This window comes from Oleiphilus sp. HI0117 (genome assembly GCF_001635235.1).
This window is the reverse complement of sequence record NZ_LWGA01000211.1, coordinates 1-950: the sequence shown is the minus strand read 5'-3', so window position 1 is coordinate 950 and position 950 is coordinate 1. Positions and strand designations below refer to the sequence as shown.

The 950-nt window shown below is 45.2% G+C and carries 2 protein-coding genes; both read left to right on the top strand.

Annotated elements, in window-relative coordinates:
* Window positions 1–491: biotin/lipoyl-containing protein (locus tag A3757_RS02660; RefSeq protein ID WP_156506127.1), on the top strand; the 491-nt coding region annotated here is incomplete at its 5' end.
* 11 nt (window positions 492–502) lie between these two features.
* The gene (gene mce / locus A3757_RS02655; RefSeq protein WP_068553520.1) at window positions 503–910 is read left to right on the top strand and encodes a methylmalonyl-CoA epimerase; all 408 of its coding nucleotides are present in this window, start codon (window positions 503–505) and stop codon (window positions 908–910) included.
* Window positions 911–950 lie beyond the last annotated feature (40 nt).

The following is a 950-nucleotide window of genomic DNA, read 5'->3' as shown; positions in this document are numbered from 1 at the left end:
ATCAAGCTGGCTGCAGAGTACTACTATTACTGCCATACATAGCCGCCAAGACAGGTTTCTTCGAACTGAAAGTCGCTGATGACCTGAGCTTAGTCATTCCTGAGAACTTAACCAATAAAGATTATCAGGAAGCGATGGCGAAGGTCCTAGTACCACCACCTGTCGCGAAAAGTGATGAGATTCTCGCCAGCTCAGGCGGTATGTTCTATTCGCGCGAAGCGCCTGATATGCCTCCCTTTATTGAGGAAGGCCAGCACTTTGAGACGGGAGATCCGCTCTATATCGTTGAAGTCATGAAGATGTTCAATAAAATAGCTGCGCCGTTCTCTGGCACCATTGCTAAAGTGCTGCTTGAAGACGACGGCACCATTATTAAGAAGGGTCAGCCACTGTTCAAAATTGTTCCTGATGAAGAAATCGTTATTGAAACAGACGAGCAGATAAAAGACAGACAAACCAAAGCTTGCACTGAGTTTTTGGCGAATATTTAGGAGAATAAACAATGATTACAGGCTTAGACCACATTGCGATAGCAGTGCCAGATTTACAGAAAGCCATAGAGCGCTTTGCAGAAGACTTCGGCTTGAACCTGAAAGGTCAGGAAGATGTACCTGAAGCAAAAACCAGTGCTGCGTTTTTAGACGTTGAGAAAACCAGCATTGAATTGATTCACCCGCTTAACGGTGAAGGCCCTGTGCAGAAATACTTGGAAAAGAAAGGCGGTGGCATTCACCACCTTTGTTTCCGCAGCGACGATATCGAAGCGGATGTTGAGCGTTTGAAGGCAAAGGGTTATCAATTCCTTTCCGATGCACCTTCACCTGGTGCGCACAATTGTAAAGTGATCTTCATCCACCCAAAAAGTGCCGACGGCATTTTAATAGAGCTTAACCAACCCATGGGTCAGTAAGCACTTACATAAGCATAACAATAGAGCAGCTATTACTTAA

Excerpts from the sequence above, each read along its gene's own strand:
- mce (WP_068553520.1), top strand. The coding sequence starts at position 503 with ATGATTACAGGCTTAGACCACATTGCGATAGCAGTGCCAGATTTACAG.